This window comes from Nocardia flavorosea (assembly GCF_015477805.1).
Classification (GTDB): Bacteria; Actinomycetota; Actinomycetes; order Mycobacteriales; family Mycobacteriaceae; genus Nocardia; species Nocardia flavorosea_A.
The window spans coordinates 1093102-1118259 of record NZ_JADLQL010000002.1 but is presented as its reverse complement, the minus strand read 5'-3'; the positions used below and the strand labels follow the sequence as shown (position 1 = coordinate 1118259).

At 65.7% G+C, this 25158-nt stretch carries 17 protein-coding genes and 2 tRNA genes; 10 read left to right on the top strand and 9 right to left on the bottom strand.

The features are described from left to right. Window positions 1-210 precede the first annotated feature (210 nt). From IU448_RS13995 to rpmH, 8 genes are all read right to left on the bottom strand, one after another. Window positions 211-1227: a ParB/RepB/Spo0J family partition protein gene (locus tag IU448_RS13995; RefSeq protein WP_195055936.1), complete on the bottom strand. Its 1017-nt coding sequence runs from the start codon at window positions 1225-1227 to the stop codon at window positions 211-213. A gap of 47 nt (window positions 1228-1274) precedes the next feature. Further along, entirely contained in the window at window positions 1275-2231 is a 957-nt protein-coding gene (locus IU448_RS13990) for a ParA family protein (RefSeq protein WP_195056314.1), read from the bottom strand. 2147 nt (window positions 2232-4378) lie between these two features. Continuing rightward, complete coding sequence (rsmG, locus tag IU448_RS13985) at window positions 4379-5119, bottom strand: 16S rRNA (guanine(527)-N(7))-methyltransferase RsmG (protein WP_195055935.1); 741 nt, start codon at window positions 5117-5119, stop codon at window positions 4379-4381. Window positions 5120-5309: 190 nt separating this feature from the next. Further along, complete coding sequence (locus tag IU448_RS13980) at window positions 5310-5861, bottom strand: protein jag (protein WP_195055934.1); 552 nt, start codon at window positions 5859-5861, stop codon at window positions 5310-5312. Window positions 5862-5940: 79 nt separating this feature from the next. Further along, window positions 5941-7032 (bottom strand): membrane protein insertase YidC, encoded by a 1092-nt coding sequence (yidC, locus tag IU448_RS13975; RefSeq protein ID WP_195056313.1) that lies wholly within the window; start codon window positions 7030-7032, stop codon window positions 5941-5943. Window positions 7033-7036: 4 nt separating this feature from the next. Beyond that, the gene (yidD, locus tag IU448_RS13970; protein WP_195055933.1) at window positions 7037-7384 is read right to left on the bottom strand and encodes a membrane protein insertion efficiency factor YidD; all 348 of its coding nucleotides are present in this window, start codon (window positions 7382-7384) and stop codon (window positions 7037-7039) included. After that, the gene (gene rnpA / locus IU448_RS13965; RefSeq protein ID WP_195055932.1) at window positions 7381-7776 is read right to left on the bottom strand and encodes a ribonuclease P protein component; all 396 of its coding nucleotides are present in this window, start codon (window positions 7774-7776) and stop codon (window positions 7381-7383) included. The genes yidD and rnpA overlap by 4 nt, the downstream gene beginning before the upstream one ends. A gap of 105 nt (window positions 7777-7881) precedes the next feature. Then, on the bottom strand, window positions 7882-8025 hold the full coding sequence (gene rpmH / locus IU448_RS13960; RefSeq protein WP_084492389.1) for a 50S ribosomal protein L34: 144 nt from the start codon (window positions 8023-8025) through the stop codon (window positions 7882-7884). Between the two features lie 672 nt (window positions 8026-8697). On the opposite strand from rpmH, the gene dnaA reads away from it, so the two are divergent. The 8 genes from dnaA to IU448_RS13920 all read left to right on the top strand — a co-directional run bounded on the left by dnaA (window position 8698) and on the right by IU448_RS13920 (window position 22364). Then, a complete protein-coding gene (dnaA, locus tag IU448_RS13955) occupies window positions 8698-10962 on the top strand; it encodes a chromosomal replication initiator protein DnaA (RefSeq protein WP_195055931.1) in 2265 nt (754 codons plus the stop codon). Between the two features lie 1590 nt (window positions 10963-12552). Beyond that, a complete protein-coding gene (gene dnaN, locus IU448_RS13950; protein ID WP_195055930.1) occupies window positions 12553-13728 on the top strand; it encodes a DNA polymerase III subunit beta in 1176 nt (391 codons plus the stop codon). Between the two features lie 187 nt (window positions 13729-13915). Continuing rightward, window positions 13916-15148: a DNA replication/repair protein RecF gene (gene recF, locus IU448_RS13945; protein WP_195055929.1), complete on the top strand. Its 1233-nt coding sequence runs from the start codon at window positions 13916-13918 to the stop codon at window positions 15146-15148. Window positions 15149-15492: 344 nt separating this feature from the next. Next, window positions 15493-16059, top strand: a complete 567-nt coding sequence (locus IU448_RS13940; protein ID WP_195055928.1) for a DUF721 family protein — start codon at window positions 15493-15495, stop codon at window positions 16057-16059. 305 nt (window positions 16060-16364) lie between these two features. Next, window positions 16365-18407 carry a DNA topoisomerase (ATP-hydrolyzing) subunit B gene (gyrB, locus tag IU448_RS13935; protein ID WP_195055927.1) on the top strand — a complete coding sequence of 681 codons (2043 nt, stop codon included), beginning with the start codon at window positions 16365-16367 and terminating at the stop codon, window positions 18405-18407. Window positions 18408-18479: 72 nt separating this feature from the next. Further along, window positions 18480-20981 (top strand): DNA gyrase subunit A, encoded by a 2502-nt coding sequence (gene gyrA / locus IU448_RS13930; protein WP_195055926.1) that lies wholly within the window; start codon window positions 18480-18482, stop codon window positions 20979-20981. A 39-nt stretch (window positions 20982-21020) separates the two neighbouring features. Beyond that, complete coding sequence (locus tag IU448_RS13925; protein ID WP_195055925.1) at window positions 21021-22076, top strand: DUF3566 domain-containing protein; 1056 nt, start codon at window positions 21021-21023, stop codon at window positions 22074-22076. A 214-nt stretch (window positions 22077-22290) separates the two neighbouring features. Continuing rightward, window positions 22291-22364: transfer RNA gene (locus IU448_RS13920), tRNA-Ile, on the top strand. 281 nt (window positions 22365-22645) lie between these two features. On the opposite strand, the gene IU448_RS13915 is transcribed toward IU448_RS13920, so the two are convergent. Beyond that, entirely contained in the window at window positions 22646-23311 is a 666-nt protein-coding gene (locus IU448_RS13915; protein ID WP_195055924.1) for a TetR/AcrR family transcriptional regulator, read from the bottom strand. Window positions 23312-23551: 240 nt separating this feature from the next. On the opposite strand from IU448_RS13915, the gene IU448_RS13910 reads away from it, so the two are divergent. Both IU448_RS13910 and IU448_RS13905 read left to right on the top strand, forming a co-directional pair. Next, window positions 23552-24829 (top strand): oxygenase MpaB family protein, encoded by a 1278-nt coding sequence (locus IU448_RS13910; protein ID WP_195055923.1) that lies wholly within the window; start codon window positions 23552-23554, stop codon window positions 24827-24829. A gap of 94 nt (window positions 24830-24923) precedes the next feature. Further along, window positions 24924-24996, top strand: a tRNA-Ala gene (locus IU448_RS13905). Window positions 24997-25158 lie beyond the last annotated feature (162 nt).

The following is a 25158-nucleotide window of genomic DNA, read 5'->3' as shown; positions in this document are numbered from 1 at the left end:
GCTCAGCCTCCAGCTATCCGATTCGTCGATGCTCACGCCGCATCAATGGTTTCTCGCCAGCAAGAATATGCGATCAAGCGAACTCGCCTCATTCCGCGTCACTAAGTCTTCGGTCAGGGACTGCCTCGCCGGATCGGATCCGCGACCATCCACTGTCACAGTGACGTTTCCTGGCCGAGGCAGAGGTTATGCGGACAACAAGCCGAAATTTCAATTGTTCAGCGACGTTTGCAGCATCATTCCGACGATCCGCTCCAGATCGTCCACCGACCCGAACTCGACAACAATCTTGCCCTTCCGCTTGCCGAGACTCACCGAAACCTGTGTATCGAACGATGACGACAACCGGTCGGCGACATCCTGCAACCCGGGGGAGTGGATAGGGGGCCGGCGCGGCGCCGGCGGCTTGGCCGGTTCCTCTTCCCGGTTCGACAGCTTCACCGCTTCCTCGGTGGACCGCACCGAAAGCCCCTCGGCAACGATCCGGGCGGCCAGCACCTCCTGTGCATCGGCTCCCCCCTCCAGACCGAGCAGTGCCCGCGCATGCCCGGCGGACAGCACCCCGGCCGCGACCCGGCGCTGCACCGGAATCGGTAGTTTCAGCAGGCGGATCATATTGGTCACCACCGGCCGCGACCGCCCGAGCCGCGACGCCAGCTCTTCCTGCGTAACCCCGAACTCCTCCAGCAATTGCTGATAAGCCGCCGCCTCTTCGAGCGGGTTGAGCTGCACGCGATGGATATTCTCCAGCAGTGCATCGCGCAGCATCGCGTCGTCGTTGGTCTCCCGGACGATCGCTGGAATAACTTCCAGCCCCGCCTCCTGGCAGGCCCGCCAGCGTCGCTCACCCATGATGAGCTGATAGCGGTCACCGCCCGGCTCCAGTTCTCGGACCACGATCGGCTGCATCAAACCGAACTCGCGAATCGAGTGGACCAGTTCGGCGAGCGCCTCATCGTCGAAATACTGCCGGGGCTGTTTCGGATTGGGCTCGATGTTCCCGGGCGCGATCTCCCGGTACACCGCATCGCCTGCCGAAGCGAGATCAGCGCTCTCCACAGGTTCGGGAACCTGATGCAAATAGGTGGACGCGGGGCGCGGCCCCGGATCCAGACCGATCACCGCATCAGCGGCCTCGGACCCCAGCCCGGTCGCCACCGGAGCCGGGCCGGTGGGGATCAATGCCGCCAGACCGCGTCCCAGCCCACCTTTTTTCGACTGACTCACCGGCCTACCCTTTCCATTGCCCGCGTCCACAGCCATGCCCGATCCGTTCACTGAGCGCCTTCCGCGAGCGCCGCCTGCCAAGCTGCACCGCGCGCGGCCATTTCCCGGCCGGCGTCCAGATAGCTCAGGGCGCCGCGGGAACCCGGGTCGTAGTCGAGGACCGTCATACCGTATCCGGGCGCCTCGGAGACCTTGACGCTGCGCGGGATCACCGACCGCAGGACGACGTCACCGAAATGACTGCGCACTTCTTCGGCCACCTGATCGGCCAGTTTGGTCCGGCCGTCGTACATTGTGAGAACCACAGTCGAGACATGCAGTTCCGGGTTGAGGTGCGACTGGACCAAGCCGATATTCCGGATCAGCTGGCCTACGCCCTCGAGGGCGTAGTACTCGCATTGAATCGGAATCAGGACTTCCCGGGCCGCGACCATGGCGTTGATCGTGAGCAGACCGAGCGACGGCGGACAGTCGATCATCACGTAATCGATGTCGTAACCCGCGATATTGGCTTCCTGGATAGCGCCTTTGAGCCGCGCCTCCCGAGCCACCATCGACACCAGTTCGATCTCGGCGCCGGCGAGATCGATGGTCGCCGGGATGCAGAGCAGGTTGTCACTGTGCGGGCTCTGCTGAATCGCGTCCTGGACCTTGATTTCGCCGATCAACAGTTCGTAGGTCGACGGAATACCCGAGTGATGCTCGACCCCGAGCGCGGTGCTGGCATTGCCCTGCGGATCGAGATCGATCACGAGCACCTTCATCCCCTGATGCGCCAGGGCTGCGGCCAGGTTGACCGTTGTCGTAGTCTTTCCGACTCCGCCTTTCTGGTTGGCTATGGTGATGATGCGTTGCTCGTGAGGTTTGGGCACTGTCACCTTTCCTGGATGCATTAACTGGCTCGCGCGGTGTGCCTCGGCGGCGATCGGCGTCTCGGTGGGGGAGATATGGCCATACGGTGTGCTTCCGAATGCCTCCGGGCCGATATTGCTGCCATCCAGCATTCCCGGCACGCGCGATGTTTCCCGTGAAACATTCGCTGAACCGTTCGACATAGACCGCTCCTTACGCGAGAACTGCAAGATCACGTGGCCTGACAGACGCCGGCACCGTGTCGTCGAAACAAGCCGTGCTGGACCGTATTGCCGGTCCACAACCGACGCTGCGGCATCCGTGCGGGACGGATGACTTCGCCGCACAGCGTGGACATGCGAAGCCACCTCCTCCGACGCGTACACCGAGCCGCCGGTCGATCGAACGGAGCTGCACCGCTGCAACACCGAGATTCCACCGTGGCACCAGCGCTCACGCCCGACGTCCAATAGCTTGCCAGCAGCGAGCCCGAGAAGAAAGCTGAATCGCTGCGACGCGCCCGCGACACGCGGAAGTCTCCTGAATTCATCCCCTGGAAACACGTTCACCGCCGCGCGGTCTCCCCGGGACGATGTTTCACGGGAAACATCGTCTGTTCCACACGCACCCGCTCACTCCGCAGCTCACTCGTCGCCACGGTTGCGGCTTCCTACCGCGATGTGGCCGGCCACCCATATCCAGCGGCAAGCACCGCCCAGTCCCTCGCCCCTGATCGAGGACGACCTTGCAGGCCCGGCATCTCGGCGCCGAACAGCGGGCGCAGCTTCACCATCCTCGTTCAGCCCGACACCTCCGCGCGTACTGACGCGCGACGCCGTAGGGACGGTGGCGCATGCGGACGCCACGCAATGAAAGCCGAGGACGGCCGGAATGTGCTCGGAGCACTCTTCGACGGTCCCACCTCTGAACACAGCCGGCCATTGTGGTAACCGTGGTCCGGGCACTCGTCGAGACCGATGCGACGGTCCCTTCCTTCGGGGGAGCGGTTCTGGACACCGGTCGGAGAACGCCGGTCGCCGAGATGAGCATCCTCACCGTCCGATTCGCCATGGGGTTGGATTCGCCGGCACCGTTGCCGCCGACGCGGGCCCCGGTCTTCGTCCTGCCCCATTACCCGCACCCGTCGTTCCCCTCGCCGGCACCGCGATGCAACAGCCGGAGGGTGTGCCTGGAAGTAGTCGTCGGTGACAGAGGGGCTCTTCACCCTGAGATCGGTCGGGGATCGAAAGTGAGATGTGCACTGCGGACGTGGAAGAAGTCGAACAGCAACAGTCCGGTATAGACACCGGTCGCCTGGGCCGCCCTGCCTTACCGTCGCGCCCTGTAGCCGCTTATGTTTCCCGTGAAACATAAGCGCCCGCGGCGCTCGAAGGGCACCGCGACTACTTTGCGAAGGTCGCGCGTCGGCAGCCGTGGCAGGAGGACTATGGGCACGTTTCCGTCACAGTGACGAAGATGTCGAGGCCGATGGCCGGATACGTGCGGCAGACCAGACCGCGGCCGCGGGAACGAGTCGCACACGGGCAACTCTCAATGTTTCCCGTGAAACGCGGATGTCCGCCGGATCGCATCCGCGACAGGTCGGCCAAACGCCTTGTCCGGACCGAAACAACCATCCCCGAAAGCTGCGAACCCCCCAGCCGGGCGGCGGGTTAGCGCCGGCCGATTCCGCGAGGACCACGACCCAGCCCATACCTGCACACCTCCGACCGATCCGATCTCTCGGGGGACCGCACTCAGTAGCCAACCGCCCGAAGATTCGGGCACTCCGGGCAGCCCGGCGCACAGGTACCGGCAGTGCTCGCGGACACCAGGCAGCCGGCGCATAACCTCGTCCACACAGCCGATACCGCAGCTACAACGCCCTCGTCTTTCTCGAGGTGATCCAGCAGCGGATTCCAGCAGACCGGCCCCATTCGGCCTATGGCGAGGACCCTGCACTCACCTCTACTCGACCCCCTATCGCCCCGACGTGCCGCCGACTCGGTCCGGGATGCGCGGCCGGGACCCGGGGCCCGAGATTCTGCGTCCCGAGACAGGTGATTCATCCGGCGAGGCGCTAGGAGCACAGCGCGTTCGTCACGGGGAGGATATGCCGGGATCAGCCTGCAGTCGCCGCCCGGGATCGCTCCGTTTCGACAAGGTCGGCCCGGTGGCCGGCCGCGGGGCTCAGCCCACATCGCTCGATCATCAGTCCATCGCAGCACATGAGCACGCGGACGTTTCACGGGAAACATCGATGCCGGAGCGGGGGAGTGGCAGGAAACCGAGCCCGGGATCAGGCTTGCCCTGTTTCCTCCCGCCGCTGCGCGCGGGTGCGCTTCTTCGGTCGTTTGGACGGCCGCTCCGAACGACGCAGACGTTCGGCGGAAAGAACGACAGTGGGGGGATCGACTATCCCGGCTCCGCATTCCAGGACCGCGAAATTTCCGGCTCCGGTCCGTTCGACTGCCACTCTGTCCCGTTCCAGTTCCTCGGCGACACTCGAACCTTTGAGCGCGAGCATATGTCCGTGCTCGTGCAGTAGCGGCACCGACCATTCCGCAAGCTTCGCCAACGGCGCGACGGCCCGCGATGTCACCACATCGGCGCCGCCCGCCTCCTGGATCACCCCGGGTTGTTCCGCACGGCCCCGCACCACGGTGATCTCGAGCCCTGCCGCATCGATGAATTCTTTGAGGAAAACAGTTCGGCGCAGTAACGGCTCGACAAGGGTGATCCGGAGGTCCGGCCGGGCGAGAGCGAGCGGAATTCCGGGCAGGCCCGCACCGCTGCCGATATCGACCACCGAGGCGCCGTCACCGATCAGTTCGCCGACGACCGCACAGTTGAGGATATGGCGCTCCCAGAGGCGGGGCACTTCCCGAGGCCCGATCAGTCCGCGCTCCACCCCGGCGGTGGCCAGAGCCCTCCAGTAATCACACGCCGATCCCAGCCGCTCGCCGAATACGGTCTCCGCTTCCGCCGGCGGCGGCGACTGCGACACCAGGGCCGCCGAATCGCCGAGTTCTGGTTTCACGTGAAACGCCCTTCTGTCCGATGTGATCGACGAGTTCTAGCGGATAGACCTACTACGGTCTCTTACCGTAGCCCCCGACCCCGGATCCTTCCCGAGCAGCCGGACCTGGATACACGAAGGGCCCGAGTCTGCTGCGACTCGGGCCCTCCATATCCGCCGGCCAACCGCCTACTCGGCCGGCCCGGGAAACTCAGTCCGGTATGACGACAACGCGCCGGTTGGGTTCCACGCCCTCGCTCTCGCTGGCGACTCCGTCGATCGCGGCGACCGCATCGTGCACGATCTTGCGTTCGAACGGCGTCATCGGAGCGAGCTGCTCGGGCGAACCCGTCTCCAGAACACGCTGCGCGGCCGCTGCGCCCAGGGCGCTGAGATCCGCGCGGCGCTTGGCCCGCCAACCCGCCACATCGAGCATCAACCGGCTCCGCACACCGGTGGCCTGCTGCACCGCCAGGCGGGTGAGTTCCTGGAGTGCGTCGAGTACCTCACCACTGTGGCCGACCAGTTTCGACAGGTCCTTACCGCCGTCGATACTGACCACCGCGCGATCACCTTCGACATCGAGGTCGATATCCCCGTCGAAGTCGAGCACATCGAGAAGTTGTTCGAGATAGTCGCCCGCGATCTCACCCTCTTCGATGAGGGCTTCCTCGGCGTCGGCCGCCGAATCCGCGGCGGCCGGCTCGACGACGGTGGAGGATGCGCTGGCGGTGGCGTCGCCACCTTCGGTCTCGAGTGTCATATTTTTCCTTTATCTGCTCGCCGGGACACCGACCGCCCGTCGGCCGGTGTCCCGATCACAAGGGGTCTGCGGGGGAGCGTCAGCGGCGCCGCTTCTGGTTGGCGCGACCGCGGTTGCCGGATCGCTTCTGACCACCCGGCCGGCGCTGGCCCTGTTTCGGTTTCGCGTTCGTCTTGGCGGGAGTCGACCCGTTCGCGTTGGGCTTACCGTCGGCAGCGTCTTCCTCGGAACCAGCGGCCGGTGCAGCCGTCTGCTTCTTCCGGGTGTCGACCGGCTTGGCTCCGGGCTTGGGCGCGTTGTTGGCCTGCTTCTCCAATTTGGCCTGCCGCTTGGCTTCCTCTTCTTTGGCCATCCGACCGAAAACGAGATGCTGCTGACCGTAGGTCCAGATGTTGTTGGACACCCAGTACAGCAGGACGGCGATGGGCAGGAACGGGCCACCGATCAGGACGCCGAACGGGAACACCCACAACGCCAGCTTGTTCATGATCGCGGCCTGCGGGTTGGCTGCCGCTTCGGCACTCTGCCGGGCGACCGACGCCCGCGCGTTGAAATGGGTCGCGACCGCGGCGATCACCATGAGCGGGATCGCGACCGCGGCAATGCTGAGCCGACTCGGAGTACCGCCGTAATCGGCGAACGCCTGCAACTCTTCGAACGGTGCGGTGATGAACGCGGAGATCGGCGCGCCGAAGATACGTGCGCTCAGGAACGACTGGACATCCTCGACGTTGAAGACATAGTTCGGCGTATGCGCGTTGGTGTACGGATCCATCCCGAGCTGGCCGAAACCGGTACCGGTGCGGTTGAACGAACGCAGCACGTGGAACAGGCCGAGAAACACGGGAACCTGGGCCAGGATCGGCAGGCAGCCCATGAGCGGGTTGAAGCCGTGATCCTTCTGGAGCTTCTGCATCTCCAGCGCCATCTTCTGGCGGTCGTTCTTGTACTTCTTCTGCAGTTCCTTGATCTGCGGTTGCAGTTCTTGCATCTGCTTGGTGGTACGGACCTGTCTCACGAAGGGCTTGTAGAGCACCAAGCGGAGCGTGAAGACGAGGAAAACCACGGACAGCGCCCAGGACAGGCCGTTATCGGCCCCGAACGCGAAGCCGAAGACCCGATGCCAGAACCAGAGGATCCAGGACACCGGGTAGTAGATGAAATCGAGCACGGCTCTATGCACTCCCGTCGGTAGTGTCACCGATCACCGCGTGCGGTGATCCCTTACAAGCTTTGGGCCGCGGGTCGTCGTGGCCGACACTGCGCTGCCGCTCCGGCACGGGATCCCATCCACCAGGGTGCCAGGGGGCGCATTTGGCCAATCGCACGACCGTCAGTCCGAGGCCGACAATCAGTCCCCGGGTGCGCAGGGCGGTCACCGCGTACTCGCTACAGGTAGGGGTGAACCGGCAGACCGGCATCCGGGTCGGGGAGACATAGGTCCGGTACAGCTCGATCGAGAAGATCAGAATATTTGCCGGCCATCGGACGACGGCGGCCATGGGTGAGGTACGGGCACTCATAGCGGAGTGCCCGGATCGGCTGTCGTCCGGAGATCTAGCCGGCGTAATCCGCTACGCAACTGACGGCGTAGCTCGTCACTGTCGGCGCCGGCGGCGCCGGGGAGAGCGCGAATCACGATATCCACCTCGGCGGAGATATCCGCGGTCAGTTCGGCACAGATATGACGCAGGCGGCGGGCCACGCGGTGCCGGACGACCGCGGGACCCACCGCCTTGCTGACGATCAGTCCGAATCGCGGGCCACCGAACCGGACCCGGACCTGTGGATCACCCGGGTCCGGGAGATCCACCAGAGCATGGACGACGAGATCCCGCTTTCCGGCGCGCCGCCCGCGCCGTACCGTTCGGGAGAAATCGGCACGCTGGTGCAGCCGATACCGCTCAGGAAGCACCCGGGCACCCGGACATCATCGAAGCCGCCGAACCGGCAGGGTTACCGGCGGCGTGGGTCACAGGGTTCGGCGGACCGGGCATCGGGCACCGACTTCGGTCGGTGATCAGGCGGTGAGGCTGGCGCGGCCCTTACGGCGCCGCCCCGAGACGATGGCGCGGCCCGCACGGGTCCGCATCCGGAGACGGAAACCGTGGACCCGCGCCCGACGACGGTTGTTCGGCTGGAACGTCCGCTTGCCCTTGGCCACGGTCAACACTCCTCGAATTGGTGGGCACCCGAGGGCGCCCGAAGCTTTCGGTGATTCTCTAGATGTCGGTTCGGCGTCACCGTCCTGGAAGGTGGTCAGCACAGGACGGTCACCACGCCGAGGGTGACTGTACGAGGGTACTTATACAGTTCTACCGGGTCAAACTCACCCCCCCCGGGTGGCGATCGGGGGTCCCGCTCACCGCCCAGCGTCGCGTCCGGCCCCGGCTCGGCTGCCGCCGGTACCAGTAGAAGAAGACACGGGCCGGATCTGCGCCCCTCGCTGGGAACGCCGGGGTGGAACCCGGCGTGCTGCGGTGTGCGGCCACCGGTGGCGATGGTCACCCTCTCGGATGTTCCCGTTTCGGGGCGCAGGTCGAGCACCCCGGCCGATCCGCCGCAGCACGCGACCACGACGGCGGTCCGCGGAGATTGTCCACATCTGTGGATAATTGTGTGGAAATACCCTGTGAATGGCATATTCGTAGGGCCGACGGTGCCACGCCGCAGCCGGAAATGGGGGTTCCGGGCAGCGCCCCGGGCGCCGTATCCGTCGGATGCGGCAGGTCCGGTGAGCGACCTGTGCGGTGTCACTGGAACGAACCAGTACAGTAGACGCACCGCGAGCCCCGGACGTCTGCGCCGAGCAACCGACTCCCGGGGAGGACACTGGATGGACGACGAGCAGAACGTACTGGCCACCGTGTGGCCGGAGGTGGTCACCGAGCTGACCACCGGTTCGCCCGACGGTGCCATCGGCGCAGTGACCAGAGCCCAGCAGGCCTGGCTCAAGCTGGTCAAACCGCTGATGGTGGTCCAGGGTTTCGCACTGCTCTCGGTTCCGTCCTCGATCGCCCAGGAAGCCATCGAACGCGATCTGCGTGAACCCATCCTGCGTTCGCTGGGTCGCCGCCTCGGTCCGCAGGTGGAGGGTCTCGGTGTCCGGATCGCCGCACCGCTACCCGCCGGGTCCGAATCCGGGTCGCCGCGGCACGCCCGGATGACGAGCCGCCCGGAACCCGTCGATACCCGGCCGGAGTCGTTCGGCGGTAACGGTCCGGGTCGGCCGCCGACCGGTTTCACCCCTACCTCGGCCGAACCACCGTGGCGACCCGAACCGATCCGGGAACCCGATTCCGGTGCCTTTCCCGCCCGCGCCGGCGCGCGCGGGGCGGATTTCCCGGGTGGCCCGCGGCGGCCCGACGAGCCCCGTTTCCCGCCCGCGGAGTTCTCACACGAAGCGGAGTTGCCGTTGACCGGTGAACTGCCTCGTAATCCCGGCCGCCCGCGTGGCCCGGAACCGGCTGATGCCGACCCGGTGCGGCGCGCGACCCTGCCCGAGCTGCCGCACGGCGCGGAATCCGTACCGGGCACCGAGTTCCGCGCGCACGACGGCGACTTCGCGCGCGGCTCCGCGGGCCCCCACGAAACCGATCCGCCGACCGTGGAAACCTATGCCACGCCCAGGGTCTACTCCCGTGACTATCCGCCGGCTGCCGAGTACACCCGGGAACCGGAGTACGAACGGGACCGCGAATACCCACCCGCCGACTATCCCGACAGCTACTCGCCCAACCGCGCCGATCTCGGCGATACGGTGGGCAACGGCCGGGAACCGGGCGTCGTGGCCCGGGAGCCGGTGACCGAGATCGATCCGATCCTGCCGCCGCGCCGAGCCGCCCGACCGGCCCAGGAAACGCTTTTCACGCCCGATATCCCGGCCGCCGATCCCGCGCCGCGGGATCCGTTGCGCGACCCCGACCGGGACAGCCTGCGGGAAAGCGTGCGCGATCCGGGTATCGATCCGGCGCCGGACGGTCACCGCGACGACGAGGCAGTGGTCAATGCCCGCGATTCCTGGCCGACCTTCTTCGCCAAGACGCCCGATGCCGGGGATACGGCCAAATCGTCGGCGAGCCTCAACGCGAAGTACACCTTCGAAACGTTCGTGATCGGCGCGTCCAATCGCTTCGCCCACGCCGCCGCGGTCGCCATCGCCGAGGCGCCCGCCCGCGCCTACAACCCGCTGTTCGTCTGGGGCGCCTCCGGGCTGGGCAAAACCCACCTGCTGCATGCCGCCGGCCACTACGCGCAGCGACTGTTCCCGGGGATGCGAGTCAAGTACGTCTCCACCGAGGAATTCACCAACGACTTCATCAACAGTCTGCGCGACGACCGGAAGGTGGCGTTCAAGCGGCGCTACCGCGAAACCGACATCCTGCTGGTCGACGATATCCAGTTCATCGAGGGCAAGGAAGGTATCCAGGAGGAGTTCTTCCATACCTTCAACACGCTGCACAACGCGAACAAACAGATCGTGGTGTCCTCCGACCGGCCGCCGAAACAACTGGCCACGCTGGAGGAGCGGCTGCGGACCCGGTTCGAATGGGGGCTGATCACCGATGTGCAGCCCCCGGAGCTGGAAACCCGGATCGCCATCCTGCGCAAGAAGGCCCGGATGGACCGCTTGGACGTACCGCACGACGTACTGGAGTTGATCGCCAGCCGGGTGGAGCGCAATATCCGCGAACTCGAGGGTGCGCTGATCCGGGTCACCGCGTTCGCGTCGTTGAACGGCCAGCCACTGGATCAGTCGGTGGCCGAGGTGGTGCTGCGCGATCTGATGCCCGAATCACAGGACGTCGAGATCACCGCATCGACGATCATGGGCGTCACCGCGGAGTACTTCAACACGTCCATGGAGGAGCTGACCGGGCCGGGTAAGGCACGCCCACTGGCCCAGGCCCGGCAGATCGCGATGTATCTGTGCCGGGAGCTCACCGACCTGTCCCTGCCGAAGATCGGGCAGGCATTCGGCCGTGACCATACAACGGTGATGTACGCGGAGAAGAAGGTCCGCAAGGAGATGTCGGAGCGGCGCCGGGTCTACGACCAGGTGCAGGAACTCACGGCCCGCATCAAACAGCGTTCCCGCTGATCGAGCGCCCTTGGCCGGGGCTGCCCCCTTGTCGGGCGCAGCCCCGGGCGACCTACTTGAGTGCGCGCGGCGCCGGCAGCCTGGTGGCTCGCCGGTAGATCGTCGACCGGAGCCCGGGTGCCGTCGTCGGCGGTATTGCGGCTGAGCGGGGACGCCGCGCCGGTAGGCGACGCCGTCCCGACCGCCGCAATACGTCGCGACCACGGTCGAACCGTGGCCCGGAAGGTCAGCCGGATGGCCCGTAGCTGCATCGCCGGCATTTCGCCGTTGCGTCCGGAATGTGCGCGGCGACCGGTGGGCGCCCGAACCGGAGTGCGCCCGTCGGCCGGATATGAGGATTGTGCGGAGCCGAACTCGCATCACTGCCGCGCCGAGCGTTGCCCGGCCGCAGCTATCGGGCTTCCGCAGTGGAAGTTCCACTGCCACAGGTAGCTTCGCGGATCCGTCCCGGGGATGTCTGTTCGTACCGCTGTGGCGGCACGCGCGCATCGCGGGCGTGTCGAAAGTACTCACAGGTGTGTCGCTAACACCCTGTTAACGCTCTTACCAGGGGTTTTGGGATCGTATCGGCTGTGGAATCCACAGGTTATCCACCGGTTTATCCACAGCATCCGGGCCCTCAGGTGCACAAGTTGTCCACAACCTGTTTATCCACAGTTTCCACAGGCGATTTCATCCACACCCCCTGAGCAGGGCTGTTCCGGTCAGAGGCATGGGGACAGCCTGTGGATTCCTCGAGGATTCCTCGAGGAATCCACAGGTTATCCACCGATCCGTACACAGTGTGCACAACTGCCCGGATTCTGGGGATCAACGTGGGGATGAACTGTGGATGCCGTGTGGACAACAAATCCTGTCCACAGGCGGCCCCGATTCATCCTCGAGTTATCCCACGGCAGTCCACAGGCGGACACGCGTGATGACGTGGGAAAACGGCGGAAATCCACAGTTTCCACAGGGCCTATTACTACCCCTGTTCTTCATCTAGAAAATTTCTCTTCAAAACAGGATGTGTGGACAAGTCTCGAGCGGACCGCACGATCGGAAGCCCCTTCCGGAACCCCACAGGGACGAGCAGCGAGCGGACTCCGGGCGCACCGGATGTGTACGCCACGGTCTCGGGTACTCGGTCTCCACCGGCAAATCTGTACGCACGGCTCGGCCGGCTCTCCCTGTGTCGGGTTCGTGCGCCCTCCGTACACTCGGGGCCCGGCACGTTCCTGGGTTCCGAAGCCCGGAGCGCGCCGCTGCGTTGTGCACAGACTTCTTCCAGGACAACTGTGAACGGATACGCGCACCGCCGATCCGCGAACTGTCCACAGCCCTGCACAACACGCCCGCCGGCTACCCGGGCCCGCCACGGGCTGGTCCGGTGTCAGTGCGAGGACGTATCCTCCACACGGAGGGGCGGCCGATCCGGTGCGATGAAACGCGGTACGGTCTTAAGCCGGTCGCTGTGCCAGAATTCTCCGGCAGTCGGCCGACGCCGCGGCCGCCGTAACATCGCCGTGCGGCGGAATCGGCGCGGCGGGATACACGGGGGCAGCACAGCCACCGATCCACACTGAACGGGAGAGGACACCTCGGGCGATGGACCTTGCAGGCATGAAGTTTCGGGTCGCGCGTGAGGATTTCGCGGAATCGGTCGCATGGGTGGCGCGTAGTTTGCCGTCGCGCCCGCCGGTCCCGGTTCTCGGCGGAGTCCTGCTGGTCGCGGACGAGGACGGGCTGACAGTCTCCGGATTCGACTACGAGGTATCGGCTCAGATGCGGGTGGCCGCCGAGGTGGCCGGACCGGGCAAGGTATTGGTGTCCGGCAAACTACTGGCCGATATCACCAAGGCGCTGTCGAACAAGCCGGTGGACGTCTCCGTCGACGGCAGCCGGGTGCTGATCCAGTGCGGTAGCGCCAAGTTCTCCCTGCCCACGATGCCGGTCGAGGACTATCCCCAGTTGCCCGAAGTTCCGCAGTCCAGCGGGCAGTTGACAGTGGATGTGTTCGCCGAGGCCGTCGGCCAGGTCGCCGTCGCGGCCGGGCGCGACGATACGCTGCCCATGCTGACCGGTATCCGGGTCGAGATCGAAGGCCCGCAGGTGGTGCTGGCGGCAACGGACCGGTTCCGGCTCGCCGTACGCCATATCCAGTGGCAGCCGGCGCGTACCGATATCGAAACCGCGGTGCTGATTCCCGCTCGTACCCTCTCCGAATCCGCCAAGACGCTCGGCGCCTCCGATCAGCCGGTTCAGCTCTCGTTGGGCTCCGGCGCGGGCGCGGACGGCCTACTGGGCATCGTCAACGGCGGGCGCCGGACCACCACCCGGCTGCTCGATGCCGAATTCCCGAAGTTCCGTCAGCTGCTGCCCAAGGAACACACATCGCTGGCCACCCTGGAGGTGGCCACGCTCACCGAGGCGATCAAACGCGTAGCCCTGGTAGCCGAGCGGGGCGCCCAGGTGCGGCTGGAGTTCTCCGCCGAGGGGTTGCAGCTGTCGGCCGGCGGTGACGATGCGGGACGGGCAGAGGAATGGCTGACCGCCGACTTTCGCGGCGAGCCGCTCACCATCGCGTTCAATCCCGGATATCTCATCGATGGCCTGTCCGCGTTGCATTCGGACCGGGTCACCTTCGGGTTCACCACGCCGAGCCGTCCCGCCGTCCTGCTCCCGGCCCGCGAGGACGAGCCGGAGCCGCTCGACAGCGGCTCGTATCCGGCCCTGGAAAGCGACTACATCTACCTGTTGATGCCGGTCCGGCTGCCGGGCTGAGCGGGCGTGGATTCGGCAACGCTGCTCCGGCGCCGATCCACACCGGCCGACGGAGCGCCCGGTACCACCGTGACCACCGGATCCGGGCGGTGCGATACCTCCGCAAACCTGCGCCGCGACCTGCATCGACGGAAGTTATCCACAGCTGTGGATAACTTCGCGGGCATCGGCTGGACGGTGTGAACCTGTGCATATTCGTGCTCTGACCTTGCATGATTTCCGTTCCTGGGAACATGCTGAGATCGAGTTATCCACAGGCCCTACGGTTTTCCTGGGCGCAAACGGTAACGGCAAAACCAATCTCCTGGAGGCGCTCGGCTATCTGGCGACGCTCGGATCCCACCGGGTATCGGCCGATGCCCCGCTTATCCGAACCGGTACCGAACGGGCCCGGATCGGCGCCAATGTGATCAACCTCGGTCGTGAGTTACGCGTCGATGTGGAACTCAACCGCGGTGCCGCGAATCGGGCGCAGATCAACCGGTCACCCGTTCGCCGGCCCCGGGAAATCCTCGGCATCCTGCACACGGTGCTGTTCGCGCCGGAAGACCTGGCGCTGGTCCGCGGCGACCCGGGGGAGCGCCGCCGCTTCCTCGACGAACTGTGCACCGCCCGGCGGCCCGGGCTGGCGGGCGTACGCGCCGATTACGACCGGGTACTGCGGCAGCGGTCGGCACTGCTGAAAACCGCGGGCCGCTCCGGCCGCGGCGATCTCGGCACACTCGAGGTATGGGACGGCCACCTCGCCGGACACGCATCGGTCCTGCTCGCCGAGCGGTTGCGTTTGGTGCACGACCTGCACCCGTATGTCACTCGCGCCTATGCGGCGCTGGCCCCGGAATCGCGCCCGGCGACCGTGGCCTATCGCAGCGCGGCGCTTCCGGACGAACTACTCGACCCGGCGCGTGAACCCCGCTCCGACGATCCCGCGGTACTCGAACAGGTGCTGCTCGCCGAGATCGCCCGGGCCCGTTCCCGGGAACTCGAACGAGGCGTCTGCCTGGTCGGGCCGCACCGCGACGATCTGGAACTCCTGCTCGGGGAAACCACGGCCAAGGGATTCGCCAGTCACGGTGAGTCGTGGTCGTTCGCGCTGGCCTTGCGACTGGCGGCGTTCGAACTACTGCGGGCGGGTGGAGCCGAACCCGTTCTGTTGCTCGACGACGTCTTCGCCGAACTCGACCGCCGCCGCCGCGCCGCCCTCGCCGGGGTCGCGGCCGGTGCCGAGCAGGTACTGATAACCGCCGCGGTGCCCGAAGATGTGCCCGGCGAATTGACCGGTACGGCCCTGCGGGTGGCGACCTCCGGTGATCCCGAACACCGGATATCCGTATTCGCCGGGGAGCCCACGGCGGAGTCTGCGCAGCCAGGCGGGGAGAACCCGTCGCGGTCGGTTTCCAGCGAACGGTCAGCACAGTGAACACGCAGTGGCCGGTGCCTTGCACGAGGGCCGGGGCATTCGTAGAGTGAGCCGATACGCCGGGCCGTCATCCCCCGCCCGGCTCCTAGTGCACAGTTATCCACAGCCTGTGGATAACTCGTCGGCCCAGGTCGTCGGCCCGCACCCGGGTATCGACCCGATGCGACCGGCGACTACCGGTACCGGCAATCGAACTACCCACCCTGAACAGGGCTTATGCCCTGATACGCGGTGTACGTCCGATGATGGAGCCCCGATGTCGAGGTTTCGCCTCCGGATGTGCACAACTCGATCAGATGCCGGCCGACCCTGGGGATAACTCGGCAGGTGAGTGGAGCACGACGATGACCGACCGGCCCGGAAACCCTGCCGGCGGCGTACCGCCGGCCGAACCGGAGTTGCGCGGAATCGACCTGGCCCGCCGTGCGCTCGAAGAGGCGCGTGCGGCCGCGCGAGCGAGTGGCAAATCCGTGGGCCAGGGGCGATCGTCGCCCCGCCGGAGTTCGCGGGGTGGAGCTCGCCGGCGTAGTGGTTGGTCCGGGCCGCGACCCGACGATCGCGACCCGCAGCCGTTGTCCAAGCTCGCCACCTCGATCGCGCGCAGCCGTGGCTGGTCCACCAAGGTGGCCGAGGGCACGGTGTTCGGGCACTGGTCCGGTGTGGTCGGCGAGGATATCGCGGCGCACGCCAAACCGGTGAAGCTGGAGAACGGTGTGCTGAGCGTGGCGGCCGAGTCCACTGCCTGGGCCACCCAGCTCCGGTTGTTGCAGGCACAGTTGCTTGCGAAGATCACCGCGGCCGTCGGTCCCGGCGTGGTCCGCTCGTTGCGTATCGCGGGCCCGACCGCGCCGAGCTGGCGAAAGGGCGAACGGCATATCCGCGGGCGGGGCCCGCGCGACACCTACGGATAGCCCGGTTTCACGCGGAATCCGGCGGCCGCCCGGACCGGACGCCTGCAGTGAACTCTCAGGACGAATCTGATGGTCCGAAAACGGTCGTATCGCGAGGGGACCCGTGCCGGTCCGATTTCTCCCATCCTGGGAGCCGTCAGGGGTGTCGCAGATGCACTGTAAGTTGGGCTGCGAAGTAAGATGGAAACGTAAATCAGCGGCGATACCTTCGGCGCGTTGTGTGCAGCCCTCTTATCTGTCCCGGGCCCACGTGCGCTGTCCCACCGCCGTCCCGGGGACCAGCAAGTAAGGAGAGCTACCGACCAGTGGCTGCCAAAGACTCCAAAGCATCAGGTTCGAGCGCATCGAACAAACCAGATTACGGTGCCTCCTCCATCAAGGTCCTGGAAGGCCTCGAGGCGGTGCGGATGCGCCCGGGCATGTACATCGGTTCCACCGGCGAGCGTGGCCTGCACCACCTGATCTGGGAGGTTGTGGACAACTCGGTCGACGAGGCGATGGCCGGCCACGCGACCAAGGTCGAGGTCACCCTCCTCGCCGACGGTGGTGTCCAGGTCGTCGACGACGGCCGCGGAATCCCCGTGGCCATGCACGCCCAGGGCATTCCGACCATCGAGGTCGTCATGACCCAGCTGCATGCCGGCGGTAAGTTCGACTCCGATTCCTACGCCGTTTCCGGTGGTCTGCACGGTGTCGGTATCTCGGTGGTCAACGCGCTGTCGAGCCGGCTCGAAGCCGAGATCGACACCGACGGCTACCACTGGAGCCAGACCTACAAGGACGCCGTGCCCGGCCAGCTGGTCCAGGGTGAACCCACCAGGGCCACGGGTACCACCATCCGGTTCTGGGCCGATCCCGCGGTATTCGAGACCACCACCTACAACTTCGAGACGGTGTCGCGGCGCCTGCAGGAAATGGCCTTCCTGAACAAGGGCCTGACCATCGTGCTCACCGACGAGCGGGTCAGTGAGGTCGAGGTCACCGACGAGGTGGTCAGCGAAACCGCGGACGCACCCAAGCACGGCGAGGACGAAGCGGCGCCCGCCCAGCACAAGGTCAAGACCCGGACCTACCACTATCCCGGCGGCCTCGAGGATTTCGTCCGGCACATCAACCGGACCAAACAGCCGATCCACAATTCGGTCGTCGCATTCACCAGCAAGGGAACCGGGCACGAGCTCGAGGTCGCGATGCAGTGGAACTCCGGCTACTCGGAGTCGGTGCACACCTTCGCCAACACCATCAACACCCATGAGGGCGGTACCCACGAAGAGGGTTTCCGCGCGGCGCTGACGACGGTCGTCAACCGGTACGCCAAGGAAAAGAAGCTGCTCAAGGAGAAAGACGGCAACCTCACCGGTGACGATATCCGCGAGGGGCTGGCAGCCATCGTCAGCGTGAAGGTCAGCGAACCGCAGTTCGAGGGCCAGACCAAGACCAAGCTCGGCAATACCGAGGTGAAATCGTTCGTGCAGCGCACCTGCAACGAGCATCTCGCGCACTGGTTCGAGGCGAACCCGGCGGACGCCAAGACCATCGTCAACAAGGCGGTGTCCTCGGCGCAGGCCCGGGTGGCGGCGCGTAAGGCGCGCGAGCTGGTGCGGCGCAAGAGCGCGACCGATATCGGTGGCCTGCCCGGCAAGCTGGCCGACTGCCGGTCGAAGGATCCGGCCAAGTCCGAGATCTACATCGTCGAGGGCGACTCCGCCGGCGGCTCGGCGAAATCCGGCCGCGATTCGATGTACCAGGCGATCCTGCCGCTGCGCGGCAAGATCATCAATGTCGAGAAGGCGCGGATCGACAAGGTCCTCAAGAACGCCGAGGTCCAGGCGATCATCACCGCCTTCGGTACCGGTATCCACGACGAGTTCGATATCAGCAAGCTGCGGTATCACAAGATCGTGCTGATGGCCGACGCCGATGTCGACGGTCAGCACATCTCCACCCTGCTGCTCACCCTGCTGTTCCGGTTCATGCGTCCGCTGATCGAGCAGGGCCATGTGTTCCTGGCGCAGCCGCCGCTGTACAAGCTGAAATGGCAGCGCAGCGAACCCGAGTTCGCCTACTCGGACCGGGAACGCGACGGGTTGGTCGAGGCGGGCCTGGCGGCCGGTAAGAAGATCAACAAGGACGACGGTATCCAGCGGTACAAGGGTCTGGGCGAGATGAACCCGAAGGAGCTGTGGGAAACCACCATGGACCCCTCGGTCCGGGTGCTTCGTCAAGTGACACTGGACGACGCGGCCGCCGCGGACGAGCTGTTCAGCGTCCTGATGGGCGAGGATGTCGCGGCCCGGCGCAGCTTCATCACCCGTAACGCCAAAGACGTCCGTTTCCTCGACGTGTAGTAGCGGCGGTGGCACCCGCAGCGCAGCGGCGCGCGGTGAACCGTCGTTATCCGTCAGTACCAAGGAGATCGCATGACCGACACAACCCTCCCGCCGGAGAGCGCGGGCGACCGTATCGAACCGGTCGATATCCAGCAGGAGATGCAGAACAGCTACATCGATTACGCGATGAGCGTGATCGTGGGCCGCGCGCTGCCGGAGGTCCGCGACGGCCTCAAACCGGTGCACCGCCGGATCCTGTACGCGATGCACGACAACGGGTACCGGCCCGACCGTAGTTACGTGAAATCCGCGCGTCCGGTCGCCGACACCATGGGTAACTACCACCCGCACGGCGATTCGGCCATCTACGACACCCTGGTGCGGATGGCGCAGCCGTGGGCGATGCGCTATCCGCTGGTCGACGGCCAGGGCAACTTCGGCAGCCGCGGCAACGACGGTGCGGCCGCCATGCGTTACACCGAATGCCGGCTGACCCCGCTGGCCATGGAGTTGCTGCGCGAAATCGACCACGACACCGTCGATTTCATCGCCAACTACGACGGTAAGACCCAGGAACCGGTCGTTCTGCCCAGCCGTGTGCCGAATATGCTGATGAACGGCAGCAACGGTATCGCGGTCGGGATGGCGACCAATATCCCGCCGCACAACCTCAACGAGCTGGCCGAGGCGATCTACTGGGCGCTGGACAACCACGACGCCGATGAGGAAGCCACGCTGGCCGCCTGTATGGAGCGCGTGAAGGGCCCGGACTTCCCGACCTCCGGGCTGATCGTCGGTACCCAAGGCATCCACGACGCCTACACCACCGGACGCGGTTCCATCCGGATGCGCGGTGTGGTGGAGATCGAAGAGGACGCCCGCGGGCGTACCACCATCGTCATCACCGAACTGCCGTACCAGGTCAACACCGACAACTTCATCAACGCGATCGCCGAACAGGTCAAGGACGGCCGCATCGCCGGAGTGTCCGATATCCACGACGAATCGTCGGACCGGGCGGGTCTGCGCATCGTGGTCACGGTCAAACGCGATGCGATCGCGAAGGTCGTGCTGAACAATCTGTACAAGCACACCCAGCTGCAGACCAGTTTCGGCGCGAATATGCTCTCCATCGTCGAGGGCGTGCCGCGGACGCTGCGCCTGGACCAGATGATCCGGCTGTATGTGAACCATCAGCTCGATGTGATCGTCCGGCGCACCCGGTACCTGCTGCGCAAGGCCGAGGAACGGGCACATATCCTGCGCGGCCTGGTCAAGGCGCTGGATATGCTCGACGAGGTCATCGCGCTGATCCGCCGCTCGGCCAATACCGATACCGCGCGGACCGGCCTGATGGAACTGCTCGATATCGACGAAACCCAGGCCACCGCGATCCTGGATATGCAGCTGCGCCGGCTGTCGGCGCTGGAACGGCAGAAGATCATCGACGAGCTGGCCAAGCTCGAAGCCGAAATCGCCGATCTCAAAGACATCCTGGAGAAGCCGGAGCGGCAGCGCGCGATCGTCAAGGACGAGCTCGCCGAGATCGTGGAGCGCTACGGCGACGAGCGGCGCACCCAGATCGTCTCCGCCGACGGTGATGTCGCCGACGAGGATCTGATCGCCCGCGAGGACGTGGTGGTCACGATCACCGAAACCGGTTACGCCAAACGCACCAAGACCGATCTCTACCGCAGCCAGAAACGGGGCGGCAAGGGCGTGCAGGGCGCGGGTCTGAAGCAGGACGATATCGTTCGGCACTTCTTCGTGACTTCGACCCACGACTGGTTGTTGTTCTTCACCAACAAGGGCCGGGTATACCGGGCCAAGGCATATGAGCTGCCGGAGGCGAACCGGACAGCACGCGGGCAGCACGTAGCGAATCTGCTGGCATTCCAGCCGGACGAGAAGATTGCCCAGGTAATCCGGATCAAGTCCTACGAAGACGCCGACTACTTGGTGCTGGCGACGCAGAAGGGCCTGGTCAAGAAGTCGCGGCTGGTGGACTTCGATTCCAATCGCAGCGGTGGCATCGTCGCGGTGAACCTGCGCGACAACGACGAATTGGTCGGCGCCGTACTGTGTTCCGCCGAGGACGATCTACTGCTCGTCTCGGCGCAGGGGCAGTCCATCCGGTTCTCCGCCACCGACGAGGCGCTGCGCCCGATGGGCCGGGCCACCTCGGGTGTGCAGGGCATGCGGTTCAACGCCGATGACGCGCTGCTGTCGCTGAACGTGGTCCGCGACGGGACATATCTGCTGGTGGCGACATCCGGCGGTTATGCGAAGCGCACCGCCATCGAGGAGTACACGGCCCAAGGACGGGGCGGAAAGGGCGTATTGACCATCCAGTTCGACGCTCGGCGTGGCACCCTGGTGGGGGCGCTCATCGTCGACGACGACGACGAGCTGTATGCGATCACGTCCAGCGGTGGGGTTATCCGCACTGCCGCCCGGCAGGTGCGTAAGGCCGGTAGGCAGACCAAGGGCGTGCGATTGATGAACCTCGGCGAGGGCGATACCTTGCTTGCGATCGCACGTAACGCCGACGAGCCCGAGCAGATCGACGGTGGCGGTTCCCCCGAGCAGTAAACCCATACCGGCGGCAAAGAACGGATCCGAGGATTCCCATTGACCACTCCGAAACAGCCGAGCGACGAGCGGCAGCAGACGAACGGTGTGACCGAGAGGGTCACTCCGTCCCCGATTTCGCCGCGCCCGATGCAGCGGCCGGGCGATGCCGCGGACAACGACCAGTCCGGGGGCGGGCAATCGGGCGGTAATGCGTCCGGCGCCGCGCCCGGCGGTGGTTCCGCGCCCGAAAACCAGGAGCAGCAGGGCGAATTCGCGTCCGAATCGCAGAACGCGGGATCGCCGAACCCCGGCCCCCAGGGGGGCGGTGACCAGAAGCAGCAGTCCGGTGGCGGTAACGGTGGCGAGCAGGGCCGGTTCCAGGAGGGCTGGTCGCAGTTGCCGCAGCGCGAGCCGCAGTCCAACCTGCCGCGGCCGGGGCACACCCCGGTGCGCGGGGCACAGTCGCGATCGGTCGGGCTGAGCGGCGGAGTCACCAATGCCCGCACCACGAGCGATCTGGCGGCCAAGGCGGCCCGGAAAGAAGCCGCCATGGCAAAATCCGTCGGCCTGGACGGACCTACCCGCAGTATCGCCCGTCCCGAATTGGCGAAGGATATGCCGGATCTGTCCGAGATCCGGCATCCGTTGCCGCCCGAGCAGCCCGCCCCGCCGCCTGCCTACACCCCGCCGGCGTCATCGGGGCCTACGGGCTCGCCGGCTCCGCGGGGTCTACCGCAGGCGGTGCTCGCCGGTGAGCCGTTGCGGGCCACGGTGCAGGTCCGGCGGATCGACCCGTGGTCGACACTGAAGATCACCCTGGTGATCAGTATCGCCATGTTCTTCGTCTGGATGATCGCTGTCGCGCTGCTGTACATGGTGCTGGCCGGTATGGGTGTCTGGGAGCGGCTCAACAGCACCTTCACCGATATGGTGTCGCCGGACAGCGGCTCGGTCGGGCTGATCGACGCCGGGACGGTCTTCGGGTACGCCGGCGTGATCGGGTTGATCAACGTGGTGCTGTTCACCGCGCTGGCGACCGTCGGGACGTTCATCTACAACCAGTGCTGCGATATGGTCGGCGGTATCCAGGTCACCTTGGCCGACCCCGACTGAACGAACTGCTGCGCGATCGGCCGGTGCTCCCTGGTGGGGCATCGGCCGATTTCTTTGTGTGAGTCGAGGGCGGTCCCGGGATTCTCGGATCGGTCGGGGCAGGGGACCGTAGACGCCGATTTTCACCCATTTTGACCTGCGCTTTTGGTTCATCAGGGCGGGGTCCGGTACAGTCTCTGCTCGGCGGAAGGTTGATATAGAACCACTGCCCCGCGGGTCTATAGCTCAGGCGGTTAGAGCGCTTCGCTGATAACGAAGAGGTCGGAGGTTCAAGTCCTCCTAGACCCACTCCCTGCAATATCTCTACGGCCTCCCCCGGAAACGGTTCGGAGGTCGTTTCCATTTCCCTGGCGAACCGGCTCTTCCCGGTACCGGAATCACCGGTCCTGGATGAGTCGCCGCCCTCCCTCAGAGTTAGGCTGAAGTAATGAAATACGTTCTCACCATCGGAATTATCGCTGCGGTTCTCGTCGGTATCAGCAAACTGCGTAAGCGGGACGATGCCGATATGTGGCACGAGGTCACCACTCGCTGACGTCGTCTCCGGCGGGCCCGTCGCCCGCCGCTGATCACGGCCGGGCCAGCAGTTCGATGACCGAAGACACCTGTGCGGTGGACGGCGTCGGCAGGTTGTCCCGGCCGTGGATCAATCCGAGGCCGATATAGACCATCGCGCCCGCCCGGATCCCGGCCTGGTTCTCGTCGAAACCCAGGTCGAGCATGGTGCGTTTGACGGTTTCGAAAACGCGCTGATCGAGGTTGCGCACCGCGGCCGCCACCTTCGGATTGTTGCGGGACCATTCCCGCACGCTGGTCTCCACGATCCAGTGGCGTTGATCCACCAGCATGGCCGCCATCTTCTCGATCCGCTTCTCCACCGGTATCGCCGCGAAAGCGGCCAGATCATCCACCGTTCGGCTCTGTATCGCACTCCAGCGGTCCGCCATGGCCGTCATGAGTTGTTCGATATCGTCGAAATGCCAGTAGAAGCTGCCCTTCGTGACGCCGAGTTCCTGGCACAGCCGCTGGATCTTGATCGCCCCTACCCCCTCGCGGGAGAGCAGGTTCAGGGCGCCGTCGACCCAATCGTCGTAGGAGAGCCGGGCAGTGCGCCGGCGTTGACGCTGCTGCGCCTGGGCCTTTTTCGATTTCGGCCGGCGCGGTGCTCGGTCGGGCGGTTCCGCGGCGTCGGAGTCCGCCGTTGTCTTCTCCGACCGATCGCCGCTGAGTGCCATACACCGATGGTAGGGGAGGCCATGGACGGGCTCGGAGGATCCGGTGGTTACGGCTGTCAGGGGTGTTAACCGCAGGTGGCCGGGTGAATGTGTTGGGGTTCGTATCGAAAAACCGCCCCTATCGACTTTCCATACTATTGAGTACTGTCTATCCATACAGTTAAGTATGGTCGTGGTGGGGCCGGTTCGCGGCACCGGTCAGGGCGTTGCCCCGGGCCGGCCCGGCAGGGAGGACAGCTGATGTCGATACCAGTGGTGACACCGGATACCGAGGACCCGTCCGGCCGCTGCCCAGCGGGATTCCGCTACTGGCAGGCCCGGGAAAACCCGCGGGTACGGACGGTGGAACGGCTGGTACGTGCGCTGACCGGCAGTGACCTCTTCCCGACCGACGAACAGGCAAAAGCGCTGTGTGCCGATATGTTCGCCGGTGATCCGGTGGCGGAACGGTTCGTCGCCGAGGTGATGCGCGGCGCGGACGGTCGCGTAAACGGGCGGCGGCTGCTGGAGACTGCGCTGCGCGACGGTATCGACAGCATCGCCGATCCGCCGCCGTCGATGCGTGCGCTGTTCGACGAATTCGAAACCGTCCCTGATTGGGTGCGCCCGGAACTGGTCGAACGCGGGGCAGCTGTCTGGCGCCGGTGGGGCACCATGCTGTTCGGTTTCGCGGGCGCGGAAACCCTCGAGATGTATACCGAATCCGCTGTCGCGACCCCGCTGTCCCTGGCCGGCGGCTACGCCGGCGACAGCGCACTGCGCCGTTTCCTGGAAACCTGCCGGTTCTGGATGGATGTGTCCGAGCCCGGCGCGTTGCTGACACCCGGGTCGCCGGGCCGGGCCACCGCATTGAAGGTGCGGATCATGCATGTTTCGGTGCGCGCGGGGGTGGCGCGGCACCCGGAATGGGACACCGAACGGTGGGGTCTGCCGATCAGCCAGACATACCAGTTGCTGACGTTGATCGCCGGCAGCACCATTCCCGGCTTGGGATTGTGGGCGCTCGGCTACCAAACCAGCCCGGCGGAGTTCCGGGCGCTGCTGCATTTCCAGAAGTACATGGGTTACCTGCTCGGCGTCCGGCTCGCCTGGCATCCGGAAACCGTGCCCGACACCCTGCGGGTCATGGCGATGACCCTGGTCTCCCGTGCGCACGACTCCGGCGAGCAGGGCGCCGAACTCATCGAGTCCTATCCGGCGGCCTTCGCGCCCCGGCCGGGCCAGCGCGGCTTCGCCCGCCTGCGGGCGCATTACAACTACCGGATCAACTCTGCCTACCCCGCCCTGTACATGTTGCCCACCACACGCCGGAAGTACCGGATGCCGGCGGCGTTTCCCTGGGTACTGTTGCCGATCGCCCGGATCCCCTTGGTCACCGCGGTGGAACTGGCACGGCGAGTGCCGCCGATCGGTCGTATCCACGAGAAGGTGATGCTGTGGCATCGGGAGAACTGGTACCGCGAACAGATGCAGGGCCGGGAAGCCGAGTTCGAGGCCACCGGAGCCCTGCGCAGATGATCGCCCGGGTCGCGCCGGGGTAGGCTTGTTTGACGGTGTACGTGCCGGAACGCTACTGTTTCGCAGGCGACTCGCCGCGGTCGCACGTCTGTCCGGGGCCTTAGCTCAATTGGCAGAGCACTGCCTTTGCAAGGCAGGGGTTAGGGGTTCGATTCCCCTAGGCTCCACTGGGATCGGGGCAGGTCGACCGGTGTTTGCACACTGGGAGACCTGCCCTTGCCCACGAAAGCGGTCGAGCCGCAGCGGTCCACCGTGGTCTGAGCAGAATTCGTCGCACTACCCACTGAGCATGCGCCATACCCGCAACCAGCTCGAAGAGATGCTGCCAC

Excerpts from the sequence above, each read along its gene's own strand:
- IU448_RS13990 (WP_195056314.1), bottom strand. The coding sequence starts at position 2,231 with ATGCTGGATGGCAGCAATATCGGCCCGGAGGCATTCGGAAGCACACCG.
- IU448_RS13980 (WP_195055934.1), bottom strand. The coding sequence starts at position 5,861 with ATGACACTCGAGACCGAAGGTGGCGACGCCACCGCCAGCGCATCCTCC.
- yidD (WP_195055933.1), bottom strand. The coding sequence starts at position 7,384 with ATGAGTGCCCGTACCTCACCCATGGCCGCCGTCGTCCGATGGCCGGCA.
- dnaA (WP_195055931.1), top strand. The coding sequence starts at position 8,698 with ATGGACGACGAGCAGAACGTACTGGCCACCGTGTGGCCGGAGGTGGTC.
- dnaN (WP_195055930.1), top strand. The coding sequence starts at position 12,553 with ATGGACCTTGCAGGCATGAAGTTTCGGGTCGCGCGTGAGGATTTCGCG.
- IU448_RS13940 (WP_195055928.1), top strand. The coding sequence starts at position 15,493 with ATGACCGACCGGCCCGGAAACCCTGCCGGCGGCGTACCGCCGGCCGAA.
- gyrA (WP_195055926.1), top strand. The coding sequence starts at position 18,480 with ATGACCGACACAACCCTCCCGCCGGAGAGCGCGGGCGACCGTATCGAA.
- IU448_RS13915 (WP_195055924.1), bottom strand. The coding sequence starts at position 23,311 with ATGGCACTCAGCGGCGATCGGTCGGAGAAGACAACGGCGGACTCCGAC.
- IU448_RS13910 (WP_195055923.1), top strand. The coding sequence starts at position 23,552 with ATGTCGATACCAGTGGTGACACCGGATACCGAGGACCCGTCCGGCCGC.